The sequence below is a fragment of the Terrirhizobium terrae genome (assembly GCF_030323265.1).
Taxonomy (GTDB): domain Bacteria; phylum Pseudomonadota; class Alphaproteobacteria; order Rhizobiales; family Rhizobiaceae; genus Neorhizobium.
The window spans coordinates 610,201-635,393 of the sequence record NZ_CP104992.1 but is presented as its reverse complement, the minus strand read 5'-3'; the positions used below and the strand labels follow the sequence as shown (position 1 = coordinate 635,393).

General features: G+C 60.3%; 15 protein-coding genes and 9 pseudogenes. 17 read left to right on the top strand and 7 right to left on the bottom strand.

Translation table 11 applies throughout. The features are described from left to right. Window positions 1-50: 50 nt before the first annotated feature. The 6 genes and pseudogenes from N7E02_RS11150 (at window position 51) to minE (ending at window position 4,364) form a co-directional block, all read left to right on the top strand. A complete protein-coding gene (locus N7E02_RS11150) occupies window positions 51-1,268 on the top strand; it encodes a M24 family metallopeptidase (RefSeq protein ID WP_286581970.1) in 1,218 nt (405 codons plus the stop codon). An 11-nt stretch (window positions 1,269-1,279) separates the two neighbouring features. Next, window positions 1,280-2,205, top strand: a pseudogene (locus tag N7E02_RS11145) (dihydrodipicolinate synthase family protein). A 293-nt stretch (window positions 2,206-2,498) separates the two neighbouring features. After that, window positions 2,499-2,842, top strand: a pseudogene (locus N7E02_RS30045) (septum site-determining protein MinC); the annotation flags it as partial. Window positions 2,843-2,926: 84 nt separating this feature from the next. Then, window positions 2,927-3,262: pseudogene (minC, locus tag N7E02_RS30040) on the top strand (septum site-determining protein MinC); the annotation flags it as partial. Window positions 3,263-3,294: 32 nt separating this feature from the next. Further along, window positions 3,295-4,110 (top strand): septum site-determining protein MinD, encoded by an 816-nt coding sequence (gene minD / locus N7E02_RS11135; RefSeq protein WP_286581968.1) that lies wholly within the window; start codon window positions 3,295-3,297, stop codon window positions 4,108-4,110. Continuing rightward, window positions 4,107-4,364 carry a cell division topological specificity factor MinE gene (gene minE, locus N7E02_RS11130; protein WP_092998850.1) on the top strand — a complete coding sequence of 86 codons (258 nt, stop codon included), beginning with the start codon at window positions 4,107-4,109 and terminating at the stop codon, window positions 4,362-4,364. Before minD ends, minE begins: the two co-directional genes overlap by 4 nt. Before the next feature lie 88 nt (window positions 4,365-4,452). Here the strand turns inward: minE and N7E02_RS11125 are convergent. The 4 genes and pseudogenes from N7E02_RS11125 to N7E02_RS11100 all read right to left on the bottom strand — a co-directional run bounded on the left by N7E02_RS11125 (window position 4,453) and on the right by N7E02_RS11100 (window position 8,837). Beyond that, window positions 4,453-5,465: pseudogene (locus N7E02_RS11125) on the bottom strand (acyltransferase family protein). Between the two features lie 11 nt (window positions 5,466-5,476). Continuing rightward, window positions 5,477-6,750: pseudogene (locus N7E02_RS11120) on the bottom strand (O-antigen ligase family protein). A gap of 17 nt (window positions 6,751-6,767) precedes the next feature. Next, window positions 6,768-8,005, bottom strand: a pseudogene (locus N7E02_RS29595) (polysaccharide biosynthesis/export family protein). Window positions 8,006-8,156: 151 nt separating this feature from the next. Next, a complete protein-coding gene (locus N7E02_RS11100; RefSeq protein WP_286581964.1) occupies window positions 8,157-8,837 on the bottom strand; it encodes a sugar transferase in 681 nt (226 codons plus the stop codon). Window positions 8,838-9,563: 726 nt separating this feature from the next. Between N7E02_RS11100 and N7E02_RS11095 the strand changes: the two genes are divergently transcribed. Together N7E02_RS11095 and N7E02_RS11090 are read left to right on the top strand one after the other, a co-directional pair. Further along, window positions 9,564-9,860 carry an exopolysaccharide production repressor protein gene (locus tag N7E02_RS11095; protein ID WP_286581962.1) on the top strand — a complete coding sequence of 99 codons (297 nt, stop codon included), beginning with the start codon at window positions 9,564-9,566 and terminating at the stop codon, window positions 9,858-9,860. A gap of 103 nt (window positions 9,861-9,963) precedes the next feature. Then, window positions 9,964-10,969: pseudogene (locus N7E02_RS11090) on the top strand (glycosyltransferase family 2 protein). A gap of 3 nt (window positions 10,970-10,972) precedes the next feature. On the opposite strand, the gene N7E02_RS11085 reads toward N7E02_RS11090, so the two are convergent. Both N7E02_RS11085 and N7E02_RS11080 read right to left on the bottom strand, forming a co-directional pair. After that, the gene (locus N7E02_RS11085) at window positions 10,973-11,920 is read right to left on the bottom strand and encodes a polysaccharide pyruvyl transferase family protein (protein WP_286581961.1); all 948 of its coding nucleotides are present in this window, start codon (window positions 11,918-11,920) and stop codon (window positions 10,973-10,975) included. 61 nt (window positions 11,921-11,981) lie between these two features. After that, window positions 11,982-12,950: a glycosyltransferase family 2 protein gene (locus N7E02_RS11080; protein ID WP_286581959.1), complete on the bottom strand. Its 969-nt coding sequence runs from the start codon at window positions 12,948-12,950 to the stop codon at window positions 11,982-11,984. A gap of 109 nt (window positions 12,951-13,059) precedes the next feature. Here N7E02_RS11080 and N7E02_RS11075 point away from each other — a divergent pair, with 109 nt between their 5' ends. The 9 genes and pseudogenes from N7E02_RS11075 (at window position 13,060) to N7E02_RS11035 (ending at window position 24,385) form a co-directional block, all read left to right on the top strand. Next, window positions 13,060-14,538: a lipopolysaccharide biosynthesis protein gene (locus tag N7E02_RS11075; protein WP_286581957.1), complete on the top strand. Its 1,479-nt coding sequence runs from the start codon at window positions 13,060-13,062 to the stop codon at window positions 14,536-14,538. Window positions 14,539-14,935: 397 nt separating this feature from the next. Continuing rightward, complete coding sequence (locus N7E02_RS11070; protein ID WP_286581955.1) at window positions 14,936-16,045, top strand: acyltransferase family protein; 1,110 nt, start codon at window positions 14,936-14,938, stop codon at window positions 16,043-16,045. Window positions 16,046-16,049: 4 nt separating this feature from the next. Beyond that, window positions 16,050-16,838 (top strand): endo-1,3-1,4-beta-glycanase ExoK, encoded by a 789-nt coding sequence (gene exoK, locus N7E02_RS11065; protein WP_286581953.1) that lies wholly within the window; start codon window positions 16,050-16,052, stop codon window positions 16,836-16,838. 64 nt (window positions 16,839-16,902) lie between these two features. Beyond that, window positions 16,903-18,095, top strand: a pseudogene (locus N7E02_RS11060) (glycosyltransferase). Window positions 18,096-18,133: 38 nt separating this feature from the next. Continuing rightward, a pseudogene (locus N7E02_RS11055) lies at window positions 18,134-19,127 on the top strand (glycosyltransferase family 2 protein). Then, window positions 19,124-20,050, top strand: a complete 927-nt coding sequence (locus tag N7E02_RS11050) for a glycosyltransferase family 2 protein (RefSeq protein WP_286581952.1) — start codon at window positions 19,124-19,126, stop codon at window positions 20,048-20,050. The pseudogene N7E02_RS11055 and the gene N7E02_RS11050 overlap by 4 nt, the downstream one beginning before the upstream one ends. Then, window positions 20,047-20,997 carry a glycosyltransferase family 2 protein gene (locus N7E02_RS11045; protein WP_286581951.1) on the top strand — a complete coding sequence of 317 codons (951 nt, stop codon included), beginning with the start codon at window positions 20,047-20,049 and terminating at the stop codon, window positions 20,995-20,997. Before N7E02_RS11050 ends, N7E02_RS11045 begins: the two co-directional genes overlap by 4 nt. A gap of 46 nt (window positions 20,998-21,043) precedes the next feature. After that, entirely contained in the window at window positions 21,044-21,949 is a 906-nt protein-coding gene (locus N7E02_RS11040; protein WP_286581950.1) for a UTP--glucose-1-phosphate uridylyltransferase, read from the top strand. 69 nt (window positions 21,950-22,018) lie between these two features. Continuing rightward, a complete protein-coding gene (locus N7E02_RS11035; RefSeq protein WP_286581949.1) occupies window positions 22,019-24,385 on the top strand; it encodes a polysaccharide biosynthesis tyrosine autokinase in 2,367 nt (788 codons plus the stop codon). 71 nt (window positions 24,386-24,456) lie between these two features. On the opposite strand, the gene N7E02_RS11030 is transcribed toward N7E02_RS11035, so the two are convergent. Beyond that, the gene (locus N7E02_RS11030) at window positions 24,457-25,050 is read right to left on the bottom strand and encodes a TetR/AcrR family transcriptional regulator (RefSeq protein ID WP_286581948.1); all 594 of its coding nucleotides are present in this window, start codon (window positions 25,048-25,050) and stop codon (window positions 24,457-24,459) included. Window positions 25,051-25,193 lie beyond the last annotated feature (143 nt).

Below are 25,193 nucleotides of genomic sequence, written 5' to 3'. Positions count from 1 at the left end.
GGCATGATCCTCTTCCAACGATCCACAAGAGCAGAGAACGGCGCGTTCGCATGAGCATGTATGTCCCCCAGGAATTTGCCGGCACGACCCGTGGCGGCCGCCAGGTTCTGCTGAAGTTCAGGCAGGCGGAATTCGATGCACGTCTGACGGCAACCCGCCGGCGGATGCGCGAGCGCGGCCTCGATGCGCTGATCGTCTTTGCCCAGGAAAGCCATTACTGGCTGACCAGCTACGACACGGCCGGCTACGTGTTCTTCCAGGCGGGTCTGGTTCTGGCCGATGACGGCAGCGACACGGTGCTGCTCACCCGCACGCCTGATCTGCGGCAGGCCAATGTCGCCTCGCTCTATGACGATGTCCGTGTGTGGCTGAATGCCGAGGATGCCAATCCGGCGGAAGACCTGCGCGCCATCATGGCCGAGAAGGGCCTTTCCGGAAAGAAGGTCGGCGTCGAATATGCGACCTATGGCCTGACCGGCGCAAATGCCCGCATGGTGGACACGGCGCTTGAGGGCTTCTGCGTCAACGTCGATGCATCGGACATCGTCCGCACCGGCCGGCTGGTCAAATCGGCGGCTGAGCTCGAGCATGTCCGCATGGCCGGCAAGCTTGCCGATGCGGCCGTGCAGGCGGCGATCGACGTTACCCGGGCAGGCATACCCGATACAGTTCTAAGCGGCGCGGCACTCACCGCGATGCTTGCCGGCGGCGGCGACATTCCCTCTGGTGGCCCTCTCGTCAATTCGGGATCCCGCGCGCTTTACGGCCGCGGGATCGGCGGACCCCGATTGATCGAGGAGCAGGACCAGATCCTTGTCGAACTCGCCGGCTCCCATTGCCGCTACCATGTCGTCGTCGAGCATACGCTGGTCACCGGCAAGCCGGATCCGCACCAGCTCGACATGCTGAAGGTGGCGAAGGATGCGCTTGACCAGATCAAGGACGCAGCGCGGCCGGGCGTCGCGCTCGGTACTCTCGACGATATCCATCGCCGCGTGCTGGACGATGCCGGCTTTGCCAAGGCGCGTTATGCGGCCTGCGGCTACGCGCTCGGCTGCACCTTCAAGCCGACCTGGATGGACGTGCCGCCGATGATCTATTCCGGCAATCCGCTGATCATGACGCCGGGCATGGTGTTCTTCGTCCACATCATGATACCGGATGCGACGACGGGTCTGACGACCGGTGTCGGCCAGACCTTTGCCATCACCGAGAACGGATATCCGGAAGTCTTCAGTGAATTGCCGGTGCAGCTTTACTGCTGCTGAGAGGAGAAACAATGACATTCAACGTTGATACCAAGGGCGTCTATGCCATCGCCGCCACGCCGTTTCTCGACGATGGCGCGATCGACTTCAATTCCGTCGACAGCCTGACCGACTTCTATGAGGCGAGCGGCTGCACCGGCATCACCATCCTCGGCATCATGGGCGAAGCGCCGAAGCTGGAAGCGGATGAAAGCCGGGCGATTATCAAGCGGGTGGTCGAGCGCGCCAAGGTGCCGGTCATCGTCGGCGTATCGGCGCCGGGCTTTGCCGCCATGCGCTCGCTTGCCCGCGGTGCCATGGATATGGGCGCTGCCGGCGTGATGATCGCGCCTGCGCCGGGATTGAAGACCGACGAGCAGACGATCAACTATTTCGCCAATGCCGTCGAAGCGGTCGGCGACGATGTTCCATGGGTCCTGCAGGACTATCCGCTGACGCTCAACACGGTGATCGCCACGAGCGTCATTGCAAAGATCATGGCAAACCATCCGTCCTGCCTGATGCTCAAGCACGAAGACTGGCCGGGCCTTGAGAAGATTTCCAAGCTGCGCGCCATGCAGCGCTCTGGCGAGCTTCGCCCCTTCTCCATCCTCTGCGGCAATGGCGGGATGTTCCTCGACTTCGAACCGGAACGCGGCGCCGATGGCGCGATGACCGGCTATGGATTCCCGGACATGCTGGCTGAGCTAATCTCTCCTTTGCCGCCGGCAAGCGAGACGAGGCGCATGACCTCTTCGATGCGCATCTGCCGCTGATCCGCTACGAACAGCAGCTCGGCGTCGGTCTCGCCGTGCGCAAGCATGTCCTCAAGCGCCGCGGCGTCATCGCATCCGATGCCCAACGCAAGCCGGCGCAGACGCTGACCTCGACCGCCCGTGCCGAGGTTGACTATCTGCTGGCGCGTCTTGCCGCGAAGGACAAGCGCGCCGCCGTCTGAGCAGCATTTCACCAAGTTTCGAGAAAGGCGCCGATTGGCGCCTTTTTCCGTTTCTGCCAATGCCGCGTCGGATAAGCGATTGACAGCGCAGGTTCTCAAGCAAAAAGAAAAATACCCGCTGAGGAAAGGTCCGCGCAAGCCTCGGGCCAGCCTGCGGGGCTAGGTGTTTACGGCCGCTTCTCGGCCCGTTTACAGGTCAGGTTTGATCAAGAGTTCTTAAGCCCTGGACGGTCCCTGTTAACCATTTGTTAACCATGACGCCTCTAGACATGGGCAACGATTTATTAACGTAGATGACCAAAGTGCTAACAGACGCTCGCTCCATCAGAATCAAGGGCCGTTCGTTCCTGGCGGTCGTTCTGTCGCCGGATCTTCCGCTCGATCAATGGCTTGTCCGGCTGGACGACCTTGCCTCGCGCTCGGCCGGCTTTTTCCTCGACCGCCCCGTCGTTCTCGACGTTTCGGAGCTGTCGATCAAGAAGGCCGAACTGAAACAGCTCATCGACGACCTTGCCGAGCGCAATGTCCGGATCATGGGCGTCGAGGGGCTCGTCCGTCCCAACTTGGCCCAGGCATGCCGCCGGCAATGAAGGGTGGCAAGCCTGCCTCCGACGTCGAGGTTTCCGCACGCGAGCCGGACGCAGAAAGCACCGATTCGGCTGAGGTTCAGTCCCAGTCCAAATCCGAGGCGCCGCAGAAGCTCGAAGCCCCGCAGGTCCGGGCGATCCCGCAATCGCTTGTCATCGACGAGCCGGTTCGTTCCGGTCAGTCCATCATCTTCCCGGAAGGCGACATTACCATCGTCGGCTCCGTGGCATCCGGCGCCGAAGTCATCGCCGGCGGTTCGATCCACATCTATGGCGCCCTTCGCGGCCGTGCCATGGCGGGATCGATCGGGAACACCAACGCACGCATTTTCTGCCGCCGCCTGGAAGCGGAGCTCATCGCCATCGACGGCATCTATAAGATGGCCGAGGACATGGATGAGAGCCTTCGCGGGCGGGCAGTTCAGCTGTCGCTCGAGAGCGACGTCATCATGGCAGACATACTTTTCTGAGCCGCAAAAGGTCAGATAACCAGGAGATCAAGATGGGGAAAGTCATCGTAGTCACGTCCGGCAAGGGCGGTGTTGGCAAGACAACATCGACCGCCGCACTCGGCGCCGCACTCGCTCAGCGCAATGAGAAGGTTGCCGTCGTGGATTTCGACGTCGGGCTGCGCAATCTCGACCTCGTCATGGGTGCAGAACGCCGCGTGGTCTATGACCTCGTCAATGTCATCAATGGCGATGCCAAGCTTCCGCAGGCGCTGATCCGCGACAAGCGGCTCGACACGCTGTTCCTGCTGCCGGCCTCCCAGACGCGCGACAAGGACGCGCTGACGGAAGAGGGCGTCGAACGCGTCATCGGCGAACTGAAGAAGTATTTCGACTGGGTCATCTGCGACAGCCCGGCCGGCATCGAGAAGGGCGCTACGCTTGCGATGCGCCATGCCGACATCGCCGTCGTCGTCACCAATCCGGAAGTCTCTTCCGTTCGCGACAGCGACCGCATCATCGGGATGCTCGATTCCAAGACGCTGAAGGCCGAGAACGGCGAGCGGATGGAAAAGCACCTGCTGCTCACACGCTACGATCTGACCCGCGCCGAACGCGGCGACATGCTGAAGGTCGATGACGTCCTCGAAATCCTCTCAATCCCGCTTCTCGGTATCATTCCGGAAAGCATGGATGTTCTGAAGGCTTCCAACGTCGGCGCTCCCGTCACGCTCGCCGACACCCGCAGCATGCCGGCCCAGGCCTATTTCGAAGCCGCCCGCCGTCTTGCAGGCGAAGTCGTGCCCGTCACCGTACCGGGCGAAAAGCGTGGCATCTTCGGAAAACTCTTCGGAAGGAAGGCCGCATGAGCATACTGCGTCTTTTCACACGATCGCGTTCGGCGCCTGCGGCGCGTGAGCGCCTTCAGGTTCTGCTCGCCCATGAGCGTGCCTCTGCCGGCTCCGATCTCGCAGCCATCCTGCGGGAAGAAATCCTCGCCGTCATCGCCAAGCATGTCGAACTCGACGGCGACCGGGTGACGGTGAAGCTCGATCGGGAAGCCGACGTTTCGATCCTCGAGATCGATGTCGAGATCCCGCTGGACGCGGCACGCGCGGCCTGATCAGAGCGAGGCGGTCTAGCGCCGCCGCTATTAAAAACATTGAAGGCGGCCCGAGCTCTCGTTCGGGGCGCCTTTCGCGTTTCAGGGATCAGCGCACCGGGCGGCGGATCGGAAAGCGCCACAGCGCCGAGCGCTTGCCTCTCAAGAGCAGATGTACCGGGCGCTCAAAGCATTCATATCCAGCAATGCCGACCAGCGTACCAAGTATCGTCGCCACGACGAGCAGGATCAGCGGCGACAGCGAAAGCGCCAGCCCAATTTGGACCACGACCGATACGGCGAATGTGTGCCACAGATAGATCGAGTAGGAGCTGTCACCGAGATAGGTGAGGGCCGGCATGGCAGGTAATCTGCCTCTCACTTCGATAGCAAGGGCACCGGAGACCAGCATGAAGGCCAGCGGGCCGCAGGTCCAGGCATCGAAATCCAGCTTCATCACCTGGATCGTCGCAAAGCCTGCAATCGCGAGACAAGCCATGCCAAGGCCGACTGAGGCCGGGGAAGGCTGTTATTCTTCCACAGTTTGGCGAGCGCTGCGCCAGCGACGAATTCAAGAATGATTGGCGCAGTATAGAAGGCGAGCGTCTGGTTTTCCGGCTTGGCCACGATGCCGATCAAGGCGAGCAGGCCAAAGACGGCCGCCAGCGCCGCCAGTCGCGCCGAGGGTCTGAGGAAGAGGACCAGCGCAAAGACGACGTAGAAGAAAATCTCGTAATTCAGCGTCCAGCCCTGGACGAGGACCGGCCAGAGATGATCGTTGTTGGGGGAGGGCATCGGGACGAAGAAGTATGATCCGAGAATATTTGCGGGATCGAGCTGCAGGTTCGGAAACAGGCCGACAATGGCGCCGACGATCATCACCGTCGTCGCCGCCCAATAGGCGGGCGCGATGCGCAGCAGCCGATTGCGGAAAAATCCTGCTGGGGTGTCGGGGCGGCCATCGCTGATCGCCATCATGATGAAGCCGCTGACGACGAAGAAGACGTCGACGCCCGCCGCACCGATGGTGAAATGCAGCCCGGTCCGCTCGCCGGCATGGAAGATGACCACGGCGAGAGCGGCCAGCGCCCGGAGGTACTGGATAGAATAGAGCGTCTGCATGTTCGGTGGCCTCAGCCTATCTGCGTGCCGGTCCGTCCGGGCACGAATTGATCGAAAAAGACCCGCGCCGGTTTGCGCTGCGGCGCCAGTGCCAGCCTTCCGGCGGCGAAATAGAACAGGAACGAGCCAACCTGATAAGGGTTCATGATGTCGATCTCAACGAAGGAACGAACCAGAAGCAGGCAGGACAGGCCGAGGAACATCAGGGATTCAGGCGTCTTGGCGATGATCAGCAGGCGTCTCAAATGACCGATGATGATCGTCAGCAGTGTGAATACCAGCAGCAGCGTGCCGATTATGCCCGTCTCCACCATGGTCTCGATATAGGTGTTGTGGAAGTGGAAGCCGCTGCGCCCCGTAATTCCGAAATCGTCCCACAGACTTTCGGCCTTCGGAAAACCCTGGACCCAGAACCCCTGGTAACCGATCCCGAGGATCGGATATTCTCCGGCGGTCTCCATGCCCTGCTGCCAGAGATAGGTGCGGCCGGTCAGGGTGGAATCCTTGCCGAATATGCCAAGGATCGCATCCATCGCACCGAATTGCATCGCGCCGACGACGGCGCCTGAGCCAAGGATGAGGGCGGCGCCGAAAAGGCCCGCCGATGCTTCGGCGAAAAGACCATAAAGCCTTGGAGGCCGACACAGGCGGCCACGATGGCGACCGTGGTGATCACCGATGTCGCCGACTGGGAGGCAAGAAGCGAATAGGCGGAGATGAGGCTGACGCCGCCGGCGCCGATGAACCAGATGCCGCGTTCGCGGAACAGCATGACGGCGGCATAGCAGAAGAACACGCCAAGCGAAGCGAAGAAACCGAGCTGGTTCTTTGACGAAAAGGCGCCAACGAAGCTGAACGTGCCGTCCATCGCATCCGGCAGATATGTACCGAACAGCAGAGAATAGACGAGGACTATAGCGACCCCGGCAATCGCACCGCGGATCAGCGTCCTGGTGCTGAGCACGCGCATGGCGATCAGCGCGCAGACCACATGGGTCAAGTATTGTATGGCCGTCCGCAGGGAAACACCGAAGGCGGGCGACCAGAAGGCGGAAATGAAGCAGAACAGCGCGAAGGCGAAGATCCAGAGATATTTCAGGTAATTGCCGAGAACGCGTCGATAGTCGACCGTCACCAGCAGGAACCAGACGCCATAATAGGCTAGGATCGAAATCTGCCCGAACCGGCTCGAATAGGCGAAGACGAAGAAGGATACCGCTACGGCGGCTATGCCGTAGAGTTCATTCTTGGCCGGGTCGATAAGGGCAGATTTCGCAATCTTCACGCGGGCTCCACCAGTCTTTACTGCATCAGAAGTTCGGACGAGACCTTGATGACGTCGCCGGGGCGCAGCCGCGTGTTCTCGTCGACAGTCAGCTGCTTCGGCCCATTGCCCTCGTCGCGTACCACGACATACTTGATCGCGGCATCTTCATTGGCCGGATCGAGTTTCAGCGCTTCGGCGGACTGGGCCAGCGCTTCCTGCATAAGCTGGCGGCTGGTCGAGAGCTCGAGGCCGAGCTTTTCCAGTGACGCTTCGGTGTCCTGCAGTTCCTGGGCGCGCTGGGCATCCCAGTCGTTGCGCAGGTTGATCTCGTCCTGATTGGCCTTGTTGATATCCTGCTTCGCACGCAATGAAGCGGTGCTCGTATCCAGCATGTTGGATTCCAGATCGGCCGCTCGCTCTTCGGCCGAGATCCGGCGGCTGGATGTGGCGAGGCCCTGTTCGGTCAGCTTTGCCATCCTGTCGCGATCGTCGTTGACCAGCTTCAGCTGTCGTTCCTGAGTGACCGTCTTCTGTGCCAGCGACTGGACCTCAGTGTCCAGGAGATCCTTGAGATCGGCCAGCGCCTTGAGCTGGAGTTCGTATCGCTGGCGCCTGGACTTCATCAACGCCGCTTCGCTGTCGATCAGCTGTTGCGCGTTCGGAAGCTTCTTCAGCTCTTCGGGGATCTGCAGCTCCTCAGCGCCATTCATTTCCGCCACGAGGCGCGCGTGCCGCGCAATCAGGCGACCACGCTCGGAATCGCTGACATCAGCATCGCCGCGAGCGCGAATGAAATCACGGGCAAAACGCTGTCCGGCATCCGAGCGACGCAAACCGCCGGCGAGGCTGACAGCTTTGAGTACGGTCAGATTGGGAGAGTAGGGATATTCGCCGGGCGTCTCGATGTCGCCCGAAACGAAGACTGGACGAAACTGTGCGATTTCTACTGATGCCGAGGGCAGGTTACGCAGCGCGAACTGACTCTGAAGCTTCTCGCCTATCGCCTTGCCGACTTCTGTCGTCGTTTTGCCTGCTGCATCCAGATCACCAATGAACGGCAGGAAAGCGCGCCTGAAGGTCCGACGGTGTAGTCACCGCTGACAACGTCCCAGTCCCTGATGCTGCCGTCCGCAGGCTGCCACTCGGCAACGCGAATACGCAGCTTGTCCATGACGCCCAGGCGATAAGTGTCGCTCGTGGCGGCTTCCTGGTTCTGGACGGCATCGCTCTGGATCGCGTCTTGCGCCAAGACAGGCGCCACAGCGCCAGACATGAATATGCCCGCCGCTGCCAAGAGCGTCGGGATGCCGGTGGGAAGGACCTTACGGATGCCCATCAGATCTCCTGTATTTCATTGTTTTGGTGTCGCTACCGAAGCCGGTCGGTGCAGCGCCCCGATTTCTCGCAGACGCTGCCCGGTTTGCTCAGTAGCTGCCGCGTGCCAGGCATACTGCGGGTATTGTCCGCAGAATGATGGCAACATCTTGCACAAGCGACCAGTTCTGGACGTAATGCGTATCGAAAGCGATACGGCTTTCATACGATACGTCGTTGCGGCCGCTGATCTGCCACAGGCCGGTCAGGCCAGGGCGGGTCTGAAGATAGTAGACGGCGAAGCTGTCATAGACCTTCAATTCATCGTCCACGACGGGGCGTGGGCCAACGACGCTCATCTCACCACGAATGATGTTGAGGAGCTGGGGAAGTTCGTCGAGGCTGAGCTTGCGCAGCACGCGGCCGACAGCGGTCACCCGCGGATCGTCCTTGAGCTTGCGGGTGCGTCTCCACTCATCGGCTGCTTCGGGGTTTTCCCGAAGGTGCTTGCGGAGAAGCTCGTCACCATTGACTGCCATTGTCCGGAACTTCAGGCACTTGAAGGTACGACCTCCATGCCCGATACGGCTATGCCCGTAAAAGGCAGGGCCCTTATCCGTGAACTTTACCAGCGCCATGATCATCAAAAAAATCGGGCTGAAAATAATCAGGGCCAGACCGGCCGAGGTGATGTCGAAAGTCCTTTTTGCCAAACCGCCAATCGGCAAAGCGAAGGCGGAGTGATCTAGATTCGTAAGCGGCGTATTTGCCGAACGTGTCGCTGACTTCATGGGGGAGGACTCCACTTAGGTTTTGCGATAGTCGGTGCCTTTAAGGCGCATCAATGTGCAGCTATGGGATAATAAGTCTGTGTTCGGAATTTGATGCTAGTCAAAATTTTCTGACAGGGTCGCCAGATTGGGGGCATGAGGCGTTTCGCCACCGTAAGGCGTACACCCATTGGTAGTATATAAAAACATAAAGACCTGCGAAAATACTACGATGACCGTGTAAATTTGAATCGATCTCGAATGTAATAGGTAATCGAAACTTGATGGGATCGTATTACCAATCCTGTCGCGCGATCAAAGCGGTCGCCGCTTCTTGAGGGCCGGACCATAAGTAGCTTGCCCTTCGGACCAAAGGCCTACGTCTGTTGCACTGCAATACAATGGTGCAACGCAAAAGCGCATGATCGCGCTCGGTGACCTTTGTAACAAAAGTTGATCGGATATCAGGGCCGGCGCACGTCCATGAGCATCGAAATGCTGTGGCATGCGGCAAATCGGGCTGAAATGTGGCGAGAATATGGTGAATTATACGTGGTAACTTGATGTTGAATCGATTTGAAGCCGCTAATTTACGGCGAAGAGACCACCTTACCAAAGTTTCATGCTCCCAAAGCCCCCACCGGGTCTGAGAGCCTTGAATCCTCTCCGTTTGGCTCATAAAGTAGAGGCCTAGGAGAGGGCACTAAAAATTGTCAGTTTTCTAAGAAAATCCCTCGGGGAGGAATGATGATGTACGCACCGCGCGTCTTTGTGAGCATGATGGCAGTTCTGATCGTGTTTGCAGTGGCGGCGTACCTCACGACAGGTTCCTTGCTCACCGCCCTCGGTCAAACGCTGCTCTGTGCCATTATACTTCAGGTAGGTTACTTCGTCGGAGTTCTCTACCTTGTGCACCGCGAAAAATCAGGTGCCGGCAAGGATCGAAATCCTGATGTCCATTCATCCCGGCAGATCAAGGAAGACCTTGGACGCGATGAAATCCGGGCCGACGCTGCCGCCAGGGTTCGTATTCATGATCGGTAATTTACTTTAGCATCTTCCGTTGCACTGCAAAATCTTGCACCTTTCACATCGTCGCCATTTTCCTAAGTTTCATGGTCTGGACCGACAGACGATGGAGACGGCAATGGCGGACATCGCTACTCAGACGATCTGCGTTATCATCGCAGCCAAGAACGCATCCGATACGATCGGTCTCGCCGTGGCGTCCGCCTTGCGGGAAGTTGAAGTGTCGGAAGTCGTGGTCGTCGACGACGGATCGAGCGACGGCACTGAGGCCGCTGCCAGGGCCCTCGATGATGGAACGGGCCGGTTGAAGGTCATTTCCTTTGCACAGAACCGCGGCCCGTCTGCGGCGCGCAATGCCGCGATTGCCCAATCGACGGCGCCGCTGATCGCCATTCTCGATGCCGACGACTTTTTCTTTCCCGGACGGTTTGCGCCGATGCTGGCGGAAAGCGATTGGGATTTTGTTGCCGATAATATTGCATTCGTAGCCGACCCGACGGCGCTGGCCGTTCCGCCGCGCTTCCAGTCGAGGGCGCGATCCATGTCGCTCGTGCAGTTCGTAGAGGGCAACATTTCCAAACGTGGCAAGCCGCGTGGCGAGACCGGCTTCCTGAAGCCCGTCATGAGCCGCGCGTTCCTTGCCCGGCATGGTCTGCAGTATGACGAACAGCTTCGCCTGGGCGAGGACTACGACTTCTACGTCAAGGCACTTGCTAAGGGGCCCGCTACAAGGTCATCGAACATTGCGGCTATGGCGCTGTGGTGCGTGGAGATTCTCTTAGCAGCCGCCATCGCACCGAGGATCTGCGGCGTCTCTATGAGGCCGACAACGCGATCATGTCGGCTATGCCACTGACGCCCGAGGCGAAGCAGATCATCACGACGCACAGGGATCACATCCGCGCCCGCTACGAGTTGCGTGCTTTCCTCGATGCGAAATCCCAGCACGGCAAAGGTGCTGCGATCAAGCATATGCTCGGGCGGCTGGATGCGTTGCCGTCCGTCGTGACCGGCATCTTCTTCGATAAATACGATGCGCTCAGACGCAACAAGGGGACGTCAGCCGCTTCACTGCCGACATCCCCCGTTATCTGCTGTCGGGCGAGCCCGTTTCCCAGAAGTAGCTCTCAGAGGTAGTCCCGGCGGATTCCGTCGAGAACCTCGCGGAACGCGGCCTTCTTGGCGTTCAGCCTGTCTTCCGGGCTGAGCCTCGGCTGGGCACGGCTTGCCTGCCATAGGGCCAGGATCGACGGCGTTGCCAGCGCCTGCTTGGCCATGCCGCGCAGACCCGTCTGAGACGGCGCCGAATGGGTCATCACGTTGCCGTCGGCTGGTTCCGGAGCGTTTACAGGCGCTGCCTGAGTATCTGAATCGAAACGCATGCCCCAGAAGCGCGATCGCTTTCTCACGGCTTCCGCACGGGTCGATACGGGCACGTAGCGCGGCTCGTAGGATGTGCCGACCGACTGCGCCCAATCGTTCCATTTGAAGTCGTTGATCGAACGCGATGTGCTGACGGCAACCCACGGCACCCGGAAGGCATCGGCCAGGATAGCGCCGTGCATGGATTCGGCGACGATCATTTCCGACTGGGCGATATGGCGGATGACTTCCTTCGCTTCACCGCGAGGGTCGAGATAGGTCAGACCGGCGGGTTCGCAGACGGCTGCCCACATGCCGAACTCGGCCGATTCCCAGTGAGGAATGAAGGTCTTCTTGTGGATCTTCGGCAGGTTCTGGAATTCCGGCATGTCGGCGATCAGTGCCGCCGGGTCGGTGATGCCCTTTTCGGTCGGAAGTCCAAGTTTCGCTGCCGTCAGCGGGCCACGTACGCAACGGACATCCCAATCTTCCGTGGTCGTGTTGGGCGCTTCGCCATAGCCATAGCCGCTGCCGACGACGAGCTTTTTCTGCTCGGGTCCTGGAAGAAGGACCGGATTGAGGACGGTGCCAACGCCGACGAGAAGCACGTCGGGATGAACGTCACGGAAACCCGGCAGGAGATAATCCCAGAGCCAGAGGTTCAGGTCGTCGCCAAAATTTCCGTGATGCGATGCCCAGTAATAGGGTTTCATGCGTGGCCTCCATGGCTCGCGTTTGAATTCAGAATGTTTATGCCCATCGTCGCGGTACTGTTCAGCGCGCTGGGCGGTTCAGCTTGCCCGCACCAAGGCGGAAGGCGGCGCTGATGATGGCGGGATCGCGCATCACCCAACGGGCGAGAAGACCGAAATCCGGTGCCTCCCGCCGCTTCATCCGGCCGGCCTGGCTCCACAAAGCCTGCTGGCGTGCGGTATTCTTGTAGGACGCGATCGAGGCGACATCGCCCGGCCGTGCCTTGAAGCGTGTCTCCAGCGTGTCGAGCGCCACCCAGGTGTTGAACTGCTGCTTCAGGAATTGCGGCGAGCGGTTGTCGATGCTGTGGAAGATGTTGAGGCCCATGCCGCGCGCGGCACCGGCCTCGTCGCACAATACCGTACGCTTGGCCTTCAGCATGCAGTCGCAGAAGAACAGCACGTCTTCGGCAGCCAGTCGAAGGGTCGGCTCGAAACGGACGTTCTCGAAGATCGGCCGGCCGATGACCATGCAGGACAGGTGCAGGAAGCTCCAGTTCTTCAGCATGACACTGGCGATATCGGGGATCTCGACGACGAGCGGATCTTCGGAAAGGCGCGTGCCGCCCTCGCGCCGCTCCAGCTCGGCCATGCCGAAGTGATAGTAGAATTCCTCGCTTGCCTGCATCGAGGCGAAATAGCAATCCGCGCCGAAGCTGTTCATGCTGTCATAGGCGTTCTGCAGATGGTTCGGCAGCCAGACATCGTCGGAATCGAGCAACGCTGCGAAACGGGTTTCGGCCGAAATATTATCTAAGCCGGTATTGCGCGCACCGCCCGGTCCGCCGTTCGGCTGGAGCACGACCTTGATGCGGGAACGCCAGCTTTCGTCGATGTCGCGCAGCTCCATTTCCGCGGGGTAGGGTGACTCGTCATCAACGACGATGATATCAAAATCCTGAAACGTTTGATCGAATATAGATTTTAGCGCCCGGCGCAAAATGCCGGCCTCTTTTTGATAAAATGGGATAATTACCGTGAACGTCGCCATTTTTTCGCCCCTGCTCCTTCAAAGAATTGCAAGCCACTGACGTTTGCAGTGCCTTCTGTTCGGCGGCGAGACCGCCGTATTCGATAACCTCCAGAATAGGAATTCTCACATGGCTCCAACCCAGGGTGTCAAGGCAGTCACGACCAATGTCGGCTGGAGCGTGCTATCAAAGACCGCCACATTCGGGCTGAAATTTGTCACGGTGCCGATTCTGGCAAGGCTCCTAACACCGGAAGATTTCGGTTCCGTGGCAGTTGCCCTCACCGTCGTGCAGTTTTTGGCGATGATCGGCGGCGCCGGATTGACCTCCGCACTGGTGGTCGATCGCGACGGCGACATGGACACCGTCCACACGGTTTTCTGGACGAATTTCGCCATGGCCTGCCTGATGGGGCTTGGACTTTTCCTCGGCGCAGACTGGCTTGCCTCGATAATGGGCGCGCCGGAAAGCGCATGGCTTCTGCGCATCATGGCGGTGCTTATTCCGCTGCAGCTCGCCGGCGATGTCGCCTATTCCCTGCTCGCGCGGCAGATGAATTTCAGCAAGGACGCGGTGCTCAGCACGATTTCCGAATCGGCTGCGGCGTTGATTGCCGTCGCCATGGCATTCCTCGGCTACGGTGTTTGGGCACTGGTCTTCCAGCTCTTCGCCGCCGCTCTCATCCGCCTTGTCGGGCTCTACACCGTCACCCGCTACATGCCGCATCTCGTGCTGCGGCCGGCCAAGATCGTGCCGCTCCTGTCGTTCACCTGGGGAATGATGGGGTCGGAGATCGCCAATTTCGTCACCTTCCAGTCGCCGATGATCGTGATCGCCCGCATGCTGGGCCTTGCCGATGCCGGTGCTTATTCGGCGGCAAACAGATTTGCCAGCATTCCGAACCAGGTCATCTTGTCAGCCGTCATGGGCGTGCTTTTCCCTGCCTTCAGCCTGATGGGGGACGATCGCAAGCGCCGTTCGGATGCGCTGATGTTTTCCACGCAGGTGACGACGGTGCTTCTGGCGCCGGCCATGTTTGGCCTCTGGGCCGTGGCGGAGCCGGCAATGCTGGTGCTGTTCGGGCCGCAATGGGCCTATGCCTGGCCGGTGCTCGGCCTGCTGGCGTTGTCGAAGGCGATCGTCACGCCCTGCAGCACGTTCATTCCCTATCTCAAGGGCACCGGGCATAGCCAGGTCCTGTTCTGGTCGGCCGTGCTGCGGGCGATTGCGACGACTGCGGCGATCGCGCTCGGCGCCTATTATGGCGATCTCGTCACCGCCATGTGGGGGCTCTGCGCCGTCAATGCCGTGACGCTGGTCGGTTATTCCTGGGCGGTGTTCAGGGTCGACAATATTCCGTTCGTCCGTGGCATGCTGACCAGCAGCCGATCGATGATCACGGCGCTCATCATGGCGCTGGCAGTCAGGGCCTTTCTTCACGCGTTCGAGGCCCATCTGACAAACCCCTATTTTGAGGTGCTGGCCGGCGGCGCTGTTGGCGGCTTGGTTTATGGCGTGCTGCTACTGCTGACGGAACGCACCCTCCTGAAGAAAATTCTCGGCATGGTGAAGCGCCGGCGGGCCGGCGCTAATCCGATAGCATCTTGAGCGTATTCTTGCCTTGTCATTGCCTCATTTTCGCCTTTTTTCCTGAAGCTGAGGCAAGGCGATACCAGAGGCCAAGTCAGGCCATCACGGAATGAGAGAGGTATTCATAATTTTTTTCGATGTTGCGCCGCAGCAAGAAATCGATGATTTGCCCCTGAAAATGAACGCTTCTCACATTCTGGTGATACGCCTTTTGAGCTGCGCTTCACACTTTCGCGCATGGCGTGTCCTTGTTTTTTGAGGCGCTGCCACATTTTCCTCTAAAGTCGGCACGATCCTTTTTGCACGACTGCGGGCTCAAGTCTGCTCTGATTGAAACGGCGGTGACGGGAGGCACTGCCCAAAAGGGGTGACCTGTTTGACTGTTGATCAGAACATATCCTCCCGCATCAATTTGATGCGTATACTCCTGATCTCCGGCATTGTCTTTGTGCACGTGCCGTACAACCCGGCCACCAGTCCCTTCATCGGGACGAATGGCTGGTTCGACTGGCTTCGCGTCTTTCTCGGCGACAGCCTTTTTCGCGTTGGGGTTCCGTGCCTCAGCATGATCTCCGGCTACCTGCTGTTCCGCAAGGGCATACAGTCCTTTGACTACGGCAAGACCCTGCAGTCGAAGGCAAAGACCGTACTGTTGCCGTTTCTGTTGTGGAATCTCGGCCTGTTTGCTGCCGTCTGGTTGGTCCAGAAGGTGGGGATCGGACAGGGATATTTCCCGGATCTGCACGGTTCATCGGCGCGTGAGATGCTGACCTTCGCCTTCGCGGCGGAAGATCTGCCGGTCAACCTGCCTCTCTATTTTCTTCGCGATCTAATCGTTTGCATCGCGCTGTCGCCGCTGCTCGCCTTGCTCGTTCGCCGCTTCGCGCTGCCGACGCTGGCGATCCTGTTTGTCTTCGCGGTGCTGCCCGATGTCGCGGTTCCGATCGTTATCAAGAAGTCGATCCTGTTCAGCTTCACGATGGGTATCTTCCTGGCGCTGCGCAGCGCCGATCTGAAGGCGCTGGACCGGTTCGCCGTTCCGGGAACGATCGCCACCATTGCGGCAGCAGTTGCCCTGTCGATCGCCCAGTATCAGTCCGGCCCGGATTATCCCTGGATGGTCGACCTTGCCCGCAACGCGCTCTCCATGATCGGCGCCTTCGGTTTCTGGATGATTTCCGCGATCGCCATTCAAAGCCGGGTCGGTCAACGGCTTGCGGCCACAGGTAGCCTCAGCTTCTGGGTCTTCTGCGCCCATTATCCGGTGCTGATGATCATGTGGATGGTGTGGAACAAGATTGCCGGTGTGAATGCCTATCCGGTCTTCTACCTCGGCGCCGTCGTTCTGACGCTGATCATCATGGTCGTCACCAACGGGCTCGCCATGCGGATTGCGCCGGCGCTCTACCAGGTGCTGACCGGAAGCCGCGGCCGCAAGGAAAAACTTGCGAAGGCAACCGCCAGCCGGTCCGTCGGATCAAGCCGTTCCGCGATCGACCCCGAAATTGCTCAGCAGCGCAGGTAAGACAATGATGTATCTCGTAAACAAGGTCACCATCATCCTCGGCACCGTCATTGCCGCTTCGTCTGCAGCCGGTCCTGTTTTTGCGCAGGATGGCGCGACCGGCAAGTCGTTCATCGAGACCTTCGATACCTTCGACCGCTCCTTCTGGTACGTGTCGGATGGATGGAACAATGGTGGCCATCAGAACTGCACATGGTCGCGCAAACAGATCAACACCGAAAACGGCGCCTTGAACCTCAATTATTCCGAGGGGCAGTCGAAGGATCGCAAATATCTTTGCGGCGAAGTGCAGACGCGCGGCCGCTACGGATACGGTACCTACGAAGTGCGGATGAAGGCTGCGACCGGCTCCGGCCTGAACTCGGCCTTCTTCACCTATATCGGTCCGACCGACAAGAAGCCGTGGGACGAGATCGACTTCGAGGTGCTCGGCAAGAATACCGACCAGGTCCAGGTCAACCAGTATATCAACGGCAAGGGCGGCAACGAGAAGGTTATTCCCGTTGCCGGTGGGGCTGATCAGGGCTTCAACGACTACGCCTTTGTCTGGGAACAGGACCGTCTTCGCTATTTCCTGAACGGCCAGCTCGTTCAGGAGGTCACGGACAAATCCAAGATCCCGAGCAATGCCCAGAAGATCTTCCTGAGCCTCTGGGGCACCGACACGCTGAAGGGCTGGATGGGCACGTTCGCCTATAACGGCCAGACGACGATGACCATCGATCGGGTGTCCTTCACCGCGATCGGGGACAAATGCCAGTTTCCCGAATCCGTAGCCTGCAACATCGACTGAACCGTTTCGACGACTTTGCACGCATCCCGCCTTTTAGCCCTTCACAGAACAGGAGCCGGCCTGCTTGACCATCCACGTTCTATACCTTGCGCATGATCTCGCCGATGCTGCCATCCGGCGACGGGTCCTGACCCTCAAGGCCGGGGGCGCAGAGGTAACGGTCGCCGGCTTCCTGCGCGGACGTAATCTTCTGGAAGGCGAGCCGGGTGTTGAGACGGTCGTGCTCGGCAGGACAGCGGACGGTCGTTTTGCGCAGCGCATCGGCGCGGTGGTCAAGGCTAGCCTGACTCTGAAGGGCAGCCTGACCGGCGTCAGGCGTCCGCATGTCATCATTGCCCGCAACATGGAGACGCTGGCGCTTGCCGGACAGACGGCGCGCCTTTTCGATCGCCGGCTTCCGGTCGTCTACGAATGCCTCGACATTCACCGGCTGCTTCTCGACGACGGTGTCAAGGGCAAGCTGATGCGGGCCGTACATCGCTTCTTCGGCCGTCGGGCTCAGTTGCTGATCACCAGTTCTCCGGCTTTCGTCGAGAATTTTTCAAGCCGCGCTCCGGGCTGAATCTGCCGGTCCTGCTTCTCGAGAACAAGGTTCTGGATCTCGACACGGATGTCGAACAGGCCGAGCAGGCTGCTCGTCCGCCGAAGCCGGGCGAGCCCTGGCGCATCGGCTGGTTCGGGGCCATCCGGTGTCGCAAGTCGCTGTCTATCCTGACCGAATTCGCCGACCGGATGGACGGCAAGGTCAAGGTCGTCATCCGCGGCCGTCCTGCCTATAGCGAATTCGACAATTTCGACCGCATCGTCGGCGAGGCGCGCCATGTGGAATTCCACGGCGCCTATCGCAATCCGGAAGACCTCTCCGCAATCTACGACGACGTGCAGTTCAACTGGGCGATCGACTTCTTCGAAGAGGGGCTGAATTCCGAATGGCTGCTGCCGAACCGTCTCTATGAAGGCGGTCTGCACGCGGCCGTGCCGATCGCGCTCGGCTCGACCGAGACCGGACGTTTTCTGGCGCGACGCGAGATCGGCGTGACGATCGACAAGGCGACGCCCGGTGCGCTCGCGCGGATCTTCGAGGCGATGACGCCGGAGATCTACGCCGAACAGTTTTCCCGCGTCGCGGCCATCGAACGCGGCCAATGGGTGACCGGACCGGCGGATTGCCGGGCGCTGGTCACCAGGCTCGCCTCGCTCAAACCCGACCTACAATCGCCTGCCGAAATGCAGGCTGCTTCAACCATGCAGTCGTGAGGTGGATTATGGTAGAGAGTAGCGTTTCCGGTTCCGACATGTCCCGTTTCGAGGTCAGCCCTCGCGTCCTGCTCGTCATTCCTTGCCTAAACGAGGCGAAGACGATCGATCCGCTTTTGCACAAGCTGGCTCAGCAGCGCGGGAATATGGACATGCTGATCGTCGTCGCCGACGGGGGCAGCAAGGACGGCACGATCGAGATCGTCCAGCGCCTGACGGGCGAGATTTCCGATCTCGTACTGATGGACAATCCGCGGCGCATCCAGAGTGCGGCGATCAATCTCGCGGTCGACCGTTTCGGCGAAGGCCGCGACTATCTCATCCGCATCGACGCCCATGGCGATTACCCGGACAATTACTGCAGTGCGCTGATCGAGGAAGCCGAGTTGAAGCAGGCGGATCTCGGTTGTTGTCGGCATGGAAACGGTCGGCTTCGGCGCCTTCCAGCAGGCGGCGGCGATCGCGCAGAATTCCAAGCTCGGCAATGGCGGCTCGAAGCATCGCGCCGGTGGCGGCGGCGAGTGGGTCGATCACGGCCATCACGCCCTGATGCGCATTGCGGCCTATACCGCCGTCGGCGGTTATGACGAGAGCTTCAGCCACAACGAGGACGCGGAGCTGGACTTCCGGCTGCGCCAGTCCGGCTTCCGCATCTGGATGACCGGCAAGACCTACATGACCTACTATCCGCGCTCCAGCGCGTCGGCACTCTTCCGCCAGTATATCGGCTATGGCCGCGGCCGCGCGAAAAACCTCATGAAGCATGGCTCCATCCCGAAGATCCGCCAGGCGATCCCGCTTGCCGTGGCACCGGTCGTGGCCGGTGCGGTTCTTGCGCTGCTTCACTGGTGGGCCGCGGTGCCGTTCGCGGTCTGGGTCGCCGCCTGCTTCGCCTACGGTGTCTATATGGCGATCGGCCAGCGCAACATGCTGGCGCTCTTTGCTTCCATCCCGGCCATGATCATGCATTTCGCCTGGTCGGCAGGCTTCTGGATGGAGCTGGTCGGCTTCAAGCGCAAGAGGGCGGCATGACGAACACAAATTCGATCCGCATCGATATCGGCATCTGCACGTTCCGGCGTCCTGCTCTGAAGGAGACGCTGGAATCGCTGTTCAAGCTGACCGTGCCGGCTAATGCCGAGGTTCGCCTGATCGTCGCAGACAACGATGCCCAGCCGAGCGCCAAGGACCTGGTCGACAGCATGGCCGCGCGTTCGCCGTTCCCGATCCGCTACGTGCACTGCCCGAAGTCCAATATCTCGATCGCCCGCAATGCCTGCCTTACGGCCTGCGAAGCGGACTTTCTCGCCTATATCGACGACGACGAGACTGCGACGCCCGGTTGGCTCGCCGCGCTCGTTGAAAAAGCGCGTGAGACGGGGGCGGAAGCCGTGCTTGGTCCGGTCAAGGCCCTCTACAGTGAGGCTAGCGCCGGCTGGATGCGCAGCGGCGATTTTCACTCGACCATGCCGGTCTGGGTGAATGGGCGCATCATCACCGGCTATACCTGCAACACGCTGCTCGACATGCGCTCGCCGCTCGTCGCGGGCCGTCGCTTCGCGCTCGCGCTCGGTCAGAGCGGTGGCGAAGATACTCATTTCTTCTCGCAGCTGACGGAAAGCGGCGGGCGGATCGAATTTGCCGAAGGTGCTCTGGTGCTGGAGCCGGTGCCGGCAAGCCGCGCCAGCTTCACCTGGCTCGCCAAACGTCGTTTTCGCTCGGGCCAGACCCATGGCCGCATCGTTGCGGCTAACAACAGCGGCGCCAAACGCATTCCGAAGGCTCTGATTGCTGCCGCAAAAGCCGGCTATTGTGGTGCTGTTGCCGCGGTGTTCGCTCTGATGCCGGTTCAGCGCAATCGTTACGCTCTGCGTGGCGCGCTGCATGTCGGTGCCGTGATGGGCATGCTCGGCGTTCGGGAAATTCGCCAATACGGCACTGCGGAGGCGGCATGACCATCGAGACGCCCGATATCAGCTTCATCATCGCAGCCTACAACGCCGAGGAAACGCTTCAGCGTGCCATCGACAGCGCACTTGCACAGGTGGGGGTCACGGTCGAGGTGATCGTCATCGACGACTGCTCGACGGACCGGACCCGCGACATTGCCGGCGCTTACACGGACCCGCGCGTCAAGCTGATCTGCCAGCCGCAAAACGGTGGGCCGGGCAGGGCGCGCAATACCGGCATCGAGGCCGCGACCGGCCGCTGGGTAGCGACGCTCGATTCCGACGATGCCGTGAAGCCGGACCGCTCGCTGTCCATGCTGCAGAAGGCCAAAGCGCTCGAAGCCCAGATCGTCGTCGACAACGTCGATGTCGTGCCGCTCGAAGGCGGCGCGCCGAAGACGATGTTCGGTCATGACGAGCTCGAGCGGCAGCGGGAAATCTCGCTGGTTGATTTCATCTCCTCCAACGTCATCTTCAACACGACGTTCAACTACGGCTACATGAAGCCGATCTTCGATCGCGCGTTTCTCGTCCAGCACGATCTCGCCTTCGACGACATGCTGCGTATCGGCGAGGACTACATTCTCTTCGCATCCGTGCTGGCGAGCGGTGCCCGCTGCGCCGTCGATCCGAATGTCGGTTATGTTTACTATCTGCGTGCCGGCTCTATCTCCCGCGTCCTGAAGCATCAACATCTCGACGACATGCTGGAGGCAGACCGCGCATTTCTCTCCCGTTTCAAGCTGGGCCCTGACGAGATGCAGGCGCAAACGCGCCGCACCCGCAGCATCATCGAGGCCCGCTCGTTTCTCACGCTCGTCGACGACATCAAGCGAAAGTCCGTCGGCAGCTTCCTCAAAACTGCAATCGGCAATCCGGGGGCGCTGAAGCACCTCAGGATGCCGATTGTCGTTCGCATGCGCCGGTTCGCGAAAGCGGCCGGCGTCAACTGAAATCCTGACACACAGGGCGGGGGCGCCCTCCAGAAAGGACGAAGGAATGGACCTGAAAAGACCAGTTCGGAAAGCGGTGATACCGGTTGCAGGCAACGGTACCCGGTTTCTGCCGGCCACCAAGGCGATGCCCAAGGAAATGCTGACGATCGTCGATCGACCCGTCGTTCAGTATGCCGTCGATGAAGCCATGCAGGCGGGCATCGAGAACATCATCTTCGTCACCAGCCGCAACAAGACGGCGATCGAAGACTATTTCGACAGCAATCCGGAGCTGATTGCGAGCCTCACCCGCGCCGGCAAGACGGTGCAGGTTACCCAGCTCGAAAAGATGCTGCCGCTCGCCGGCACCGTCAGCTATACCCGCCAGCAGGTGCCGCTCGGTCTCGGCCATGCCGTCTGGTGCGCTCGCGAACTCGTGGGCGACGAGCCCTTTGCACTGCTGCTGCCCGACATGGTATCCTACGGCGCACGCGGCTGCATGTCCGGTCTGATGGATCTCTATGAAGAAGTCGGCGGCAATGTCTTTGCGGTCGAGCAGTGTGCCCCGGAAGAGACGTCCAGCTACGGCGTCGTCAGCATGGGCAACGATGTGCGCCATGGCTTCCAGGTCACCGGGATGGTCGAAAAGCCGAAGCCTTCCGAGGCTCCGTCAAATTACTATCTCAATGGTCGTTATATCCTGCAGCCGGAAATCTTCGAACTGCTGGAAAGCCAGGAGCGCGGTGCCGGCAATGAGATCCAACTGACGGACAGCATGCAGAAGCTACTGAAGATGCAGCCGTTCCACGCGCAGCCCTATCAGGGCCGGACGTTCGATTGCGGCAGCAAGCGCGGCTTCATCGAAGCCAATGTCGCCTTCGCCATGCTGCGATCCGACATGAGCGGCGATCTCGCCGTGACGATCAAGGAGTTGCTCGATCTGCACGAGACCCGGGTTCGCGCAGCCTGATTGCGCAAAACGCATCGAAACGGCGGTTATACCGCCGTTTCATTCCGAATTCCCAAAGCGGATGAAACTATGGACCAAGTAAATTTCCGACCGATGACGATCTTTCCGAACGAGCCGAAAGACCAGGACACGTTCATCGATCTCGACAAGCTGTGGTCCGCCGCCATGCGCCGTCTAGGCGTGATCATCGGCTGCGTCATCGTCATGGTCGTATTGGCAGGCGTTTACCTGCTGATGGCCCAGCCGATCTACACGGCAGCGACACAGATCCTCGTGGACGACAACCTGTCCCGCTATGCGGAAGACGATCCGGAAAACGGCCAGACGGCACAGCAAATCGACAACCGCATGTCGAGCGCGGTCGAGATCCTGAAGTCGAAGGCGCTGGCGCTCAGCGTCGTCGACAAGGCGAACCTCGCCGAAAACGACTTGATCGTCGATCCTCCCAAGTCACCGACAGCTCTTATCAAGGATGTCGTGAAGAGTGTCGTCTCGCTCGTCACGCCGGCCGATCCGCCTGCGACCGAAGAACAGATCCTTGCAGGTAAGCGCCAGAAGGCCGGAGCCGTTTTGCAGCAGTCGATCTCGGTCGAGAAGGTGGGACGTAGCTCCGTTATCTCTCTGACGGCCCGTTCGCCCGATCCGGTCCTGTCGGCACGGCTCGCCAAGACTTATGCCGAGGCTTATCTCACAGAGCAGCTGAACGCCAATTTCGATGCGACGGAACGCGCCAGCGTCTGGCTGCAGGAACGTCTCAACGATTTGAACACCCGTGCGCAGCAGGCCTCGCTTGCCGTCGAGCAGTACAAGCGCGAAAAGGGTCTCGTCTCCCCGCGTGGTGAGCTGCTATCGACCCAGCAGCTTTCCGATCTCAATACCCAGCTGATCTCGGCTCAGGCCGATGTGGCGACGGCTGCTGCCCGCTACAATCAGTACAAGACGATCATCGACAAGGGGCCGGACGCGGCCGTGCAGAATGCGGTCGTTTCCAACCGCGACACGGACAACACCGTGATGCAGGACCTGCGCAAGCGCTACATCGCGATCAATGACCGCGAGCAGGGCATCATCCAGCAATTCGGTGCCGATCATCCGCAGGCCATCGCGATGAAGGCCGAGAAGCAGGATGTCGCCCAGCAGATGTTCCGCGAGCTTCAGCAGTTGACCGGCAGCTTTAACAATGAGCTTGAGGTTGCCAAGTCGCGGGAAGCGTCACTGCGTGAAAGCATCCAGCGCGTTGCCGGCAACAATGCCGACGCGAATGTCAACATGGTTCAGCTGCAGGAGCTTGAGCAGCGAGCCGCTGCACTGAGGACACTCTACGAATCCTACCTGCACCGTTTCGAGCAGGCCTCGCAGCTGCAATCGCTGCCGATCGCCAAGGCCCGCGTGATTTCCGAAGCCGGCGTACCGACTGCGCCGTCCAGCCCGCGCAAGACGCTGACCATGGCGCTCTCCGTTGTGCTCGGCCTTCTCATCGGCGGAGCAGCGGCAACGGTTCTGGAACTGCGTGAGCGCTTCTTCCGTACCGGAGACGACGTGCAGCGGAAGCTCGGCATGCGCTTCCTCGGCTATCTTCCGAAGCTCGCCGGAGCGGCACGCGACGAAACGTCGAGCACGAGCTCGGCCGTGCCCGCGCCGGCCAAGGATCAGGGCGACGCTGCCAACCAGCCGCAGGGAGATCCGATCTCCTTCCGCCGGATGATGCGTATTGCAGTCGAGGCGCCGCGCTCGCAGTTTTCCGAAACGCTGCGCAACACCAAACTTGCCTGCGACATCGTCCTGCAGGGCAAGAAATGCGCTGTCATCGGCGTGGTTTCCTGCCTTCCGGGCGAGGGCAAGTCGACGGTCGCGGCCAACCTTGCGGGCCTCATTGCTTCCAGCGGTGCGCGCACGCTCGTCATCGACGCCGACCTTCGCAATCCCGGCCTGTCCAAGATGCTGGCGAGCGAGCCTGAAGTCGGGCTTGTCGATGTCATTCTCGGCAAGACATCGTGGACGACGGCCGCCCGTGTCGATCGCCGTTCGCGCCTGACGATCCTGCCGATGACGACCCGTCGTCAGGTGACCCATACGAGCGAGCTTCTCGCCTCGACCGGCATGAGCCAGTTCCTGGAAAGCATCAAGGAAACCTTCGACGTCATCGTCGTCGACCTGGCGCCGCTGATCCCGGTCATCGATGCCAAGGCCTTCGAACCCTATGCCGACGGCTTCGTCTTCGTAACGGAATGGGGCGTAACGCCGGCCAAGGCGGTGCAGAGCGTGCTGCAGTCGGAGCCGCAGATCGCGGCCAAGACGATCGGCGTGATCCTCAACAAGACCGATCTCGCCGAACTGCACAAATATGCGGATCCAGGTGCACCGGAACGTCTGCGCGGGAACTATATGTCCTACTACCGGGACAAGGAGCCGACGCAGGAGACGGTGAATTCATAACCTGAAACAAATTGCGGCCCGGTCTTCCGGGCCGCAAATCGTTTGTGCGGTATGTTTAAAGAAACGATGTCTCAGCGCTTGACGCGCAGACCGTCCATCAGCAGGCCGATCAGCCTGTTGGCGCGCTCGCGCCATTCCGGCGCATCGGGGATGGAGTAGATGCTCGACATAGCGTGCATCAGGTCGGTCTGGCAGATGTCGTCACGGACCAGGCCCTGTTCCCGCGCGGTCATCAGCAGCTTCTCAAAGGCCCCACGGATGCGGCCGAAGCCCTCCGCGAACATCGAAGAATTCGAATTCGCGATAATCTTCAGGCTGCTCGCCATGCCGCGCTTGGTCGCCATGTAATTGACGAAGCGCAGCATCCATTGTTCGAGTGCGATATCGGCCGGATATTGCCGGGCCAGTTCGTCGGCGGATTCCGCCAGGTTCTGCAACTCGCGCCTGTAGACGACTTCGACCAGATGCTCGCGCGTCGGAAAATGCCTGTAGAGCGTTCCAATTCCCACGCCGGCGCGGCGCGCAATGTCTTCCAGCGATGTCTCGACGCCATTTTCAGCGAAAGCATGAGCTGCGACCTCGATCAGCTTGTCGCGGTTGCGACGTGCATCGGCCCTCAGTTTCGGGGTCGTCTGATCTGCCGTCTCCGGCGCGGCCGCGTCCAAAATCCTACTCCAACGCAATCTGCACTTGACGGATGGCGTCAAGTCGCTAGTTTAAACGGAGGCGCCTCCGTTTGTGAGGCCCTCCCACTTTTAGACCATAAGTGGGGGTGGATGTCATGCCGAAATATCGTTGGCTTCCATCC